At 56.3% G+C, this 215-nt stretch carries 1 pseudogene; it reads left to right on the forward strand.

What is annotated here, in order from left to right:
• Positions 1–215 (forward strand): annotated as a pseudogene (gene murQ / locus F0Q32_RS25935) (N-acetylmuramic acid 6-phosphate etherase); the annotation flags it as partial.

Raw genomic sequence — 215 nt, forward strand, 5'->3', positions numbered from 1 at the left:
GGCGCGATGATTCGCAGCGACAAGGTGTACAGCAACCTGATGGTGGATGTGGAAGCGACTAACGCCAAGCTGATTGAGGGCCAGGTGTCCATCGTGATGGAAGCAACCGAGTGTGACCGCGGAACCGGCATTAATGCGGTAAACGCCTGTCATCGCCACTGTAAAACCGCCATCGTGATGGTGCTGGAAAATCTCAGAGCTGACGAGGCCAGCAC

This window comes from Pseudocitrobacter sp. 73 (genome assembly GCF_008369545.1).
Classification (GTDB): Bacteria; Pseudomonadota; Gammaproteobacteria; order Enterobacterales; family Enterobacteriaceae; genus Pseudocitrobacter; species Pseudocitrobacter vendiensis.